Origin of the sequence: Streptomyces sp. NPDC019890 (assembly GCF_044903445.1) — a bacterium.
Classification (GTDB): Bacteria; Actinomycetota; Actinomycetes; order Streptomycetales; family Streptomycetaceae; genus Streptomyces.
Window position 1 is genome coordinate 1 of the sequence record NZ_JBJDQK010000073.1, and the last position, 2,468, is coordinate 2,468.

General features: G+C 67.3%; 3 protein-coding genes and 1 pseudogene. 2 read left to right on the top strand and 2 right to left on the bottom strand.

Annotation, left to right across the window (positions count from 1 at the left end; genetic code table 11):
• Positions 1-800, bottom strand: an 800-nt coding sequence (locus ACI2LP_RS34235) for an NAD(P)/FAD-dependent oxidoreductase (protein WP_404728441.1), incomplete at its 3' end; no start/stop codon positions are given.
• A 198-nt stretch (positions 801-998) separates the two neighbouring features.
• Between ACI2LP_RS34235 and ACI2LP_RS34240 the strand changes: the two genes are divergently transcribed.
• Together ACI2LP_RS34240 and ACI2LP_RS34245 are read left to right on the top strand one after the other, a co-directional pair.
• Complete coding sequence (locus tag ACI2LP_RS34240; RefSeq protein WP_404728443.1) at positions 999-1,220, top strand: hypothetical protein; 222 nt, start codon at positions 999-1,001, stop codon at positions 1,218-1,220.
• 47 nt (positions 1,221-1,267) lie between these two features.
• Positions 1,268-1,665: pseudogene (locus tag ACI2LP_RS34245) on the top strand (GNAT family N-acetyltransferase).
• 611 nt (positions 1,666-2,276) lie between these two features.
• On the opposite strand, the gene ACI2LP_RS34250 reads toward ACI2LP_RS34245, so the two are convergent.
• Positions 2,277-2,468, bottom strand: a 192-nt coding sequence (locus ACI2LP_RS34250) for a peptidoglycan-binding protein (protein ID WP_404728442.1), incomplete at its 5' end; no start/stop codon positions are given.

Sequence of the window (2,468 nt, forward strand, 5' to 3'; positions counted from 1 at the left end):
GCGACGAGGCGCACGTCGTCCACGCTGGTCAACGTCTCGTCCGTGAGCAGGCGGCCCAGGGCGTCGGTGCTCAGCCCGCTGCGCACGGCCAGGTCCGGCACGCTGAATCCGGCGGTCCAGATGGTCACCTTGCTCCGCAGCTTGCGGCCGCCACTGAGCTGCACGGCATCGCGCGTCACCGCTGTCACCTTCGCGTCGGGGCCGTCGAGCACGGTCACACCGAGCTTGGCCAGCCGCTTGGCAACCGAGCGGCGCCCCCGCGGGTGCAGGTACGGGCCGAGCACCCCTCCGCAGACCAGGGTCACAGCGCGGCCCGCCTCCGCCAGCTCGGCGGAGGTCTCGATGCCGGTCGGACCGGCTCCGACAACCGTCACCGCGGCCGTCGCGGGCGCGGCGTCGAGGACCGGCCGCAGCCGCTCCGCCTCCTCCAGACTGCCAATCGGGTAGGCGAACTCGGCCGCTCCGGGCACGCGCGGGTCGGCGCTGCCACTGCCCACTGCATAGATCAGGTAGTCGTAACCGACCGTGCCGCCGCTCGCCAACGCCACGCTGCGCTCGGCCGCGTCGATGCGTGTCACGGTGTCGACCACCAGACCGATGCCCTCGGCCAGGACCTTTCGGTACTCGACGACCGCGTCGTGGGACCCGCCCACCAGTTGGTGCAGGCGGACCCGCTCGACGAAGGTCGGGCGCGGGTTGATCAGCGTCACTGTCACGTCGTCGCGCTGCGTCAGGCGATTGGCGGCCATGACGCCGGCGTATCCGCCGCCGATCACGACCAATTCGGTGTTCTCAGCCATGGTGTCTCCTCCGCTTCAAGGGGTTCGGCCTCAAGACACCGCGTGATCGATCGCTGTGACGGCATGTGAGGCAGATCACTCCGTAGGCATGGGCTCGGCACGCGAAGTCTTAACGGTCCGCACCCACTGCCCCGAACTGGACGCCCTCACCCGCCACGTCCGCTCGTTCGCGACCATACTCACCGAGCGCCGGGGCGAGTGCCTGCCGGACTGGCTTTCAGGCACGACGATCTGCCCAGCCTCCACACCCTTGCCGTCGGAATCGGCCGCGACCTCGATGCCGTCATCGCCGGACTGACCCTGCCCTGGAACTCGGGCGCTGTCGAAGGCCATGTCAATCGGATCAAGATGCTCAAGCCCCAAATGTTCGGTCGCGTAGGCTTCCAGCTCCTCCGCAAGTGGGTTCTCCTCGTCCCGTAATCGATTCCGGTCAATACCGGACTGGGTGCGGGCACTAAGACCCGGGCGTGACGATCAAGTACGAGTGGCGGGGCGACTTCGGCAATGTGTCCCTCAACGCGCTGCACGCCGACGGCTTCGGCCCCCCAAGGTCGCTCAGACCGACTGGCGAGCACGACTTGAGCGCCACAGCATCGGCTGGGTCTGCGCGTGGGAAGACGGCTCTCTGATCGGCTTCGTCAACGTTGTCTGGGACGGCGGAGCTCACGCTTTCATCCTGGACACGGTGGTCGCCCGGCATCGCCGGTCGAGAGGGGTTGGCGCCGCGCTTGTCTCAGCTGCGGCCAAGGAAGCCCGTGCCGCGAAATGCGAGTGGCTTCACGTCGACTTCGAGGAACATCTGCGTTCGTTCTATTTCGATGCCTGTGGCTTCAGGGAGACATCAGCCGGGCTGATCACCCTCTGACGCCACGGCCTTCGAGCGATTGAAGTGCGAAGACGTCTCCGAGTCGCATCTGATGCGAGATTGTCGCGTCAAATGCGATAGACGGAGTGTGATCGTGGATGGGTGGGAACGATCTCGCGCCGGGATCTGCTCGGCTACACCTGGTCGACGGCCCTGCCGCTGCTGCGGCTCGACGAGCAGGTTACGAGGCGATGCTGAAGGGCTGGCGGACCGCAGCTCGCCTGGAACTTCTCGCCGGGGTACGCCGATGACCAGGAACGCACGGTCGGCCGCCTGATGGGGGTGTAAGTGCCCGTGCGGAACGGGTGCGGACACCTCCGTGTCCGGGTGTCGCAGTCGTTGGAGCCAGCTGCGACACCCCTCACCGACTGTACTGCGTGGACTGCCCGCCCTTGTCATGTAGGGATCAGGCGCAGCTTCTTGCGACGGAGCCCGGTTCCTCGGCATGGTCCACGCCGACCTCCATCACGGCACGACCGAGTGGAGGGTGGGCCGGACCATGGGCCCGCGGCCTGCTCGCCCACGACTCGCTGGTCTCCGTCTATGTGGAGATCACGGGACTGAAGAACGCCTACGCGGTGCAGATCGCCGTCGTACGCCGCGACGGGGGGTCAGCACCAGCCTCCGCCGAGGTTGGAGAACGCCTTCCAGGCGGCCCTGGTCTTGGTTCCGGCGATGCCGTCGATGCCGCCGGTGTCGTAACCGATGTAGGTGAGGAAGCGCTGGAGGCCGCGGATGGTGTTGGGGCCGACGGCGCCGTCGACGGTTCCGGCGTTGAATCCGCGATCGTTGAGGAAACGCTG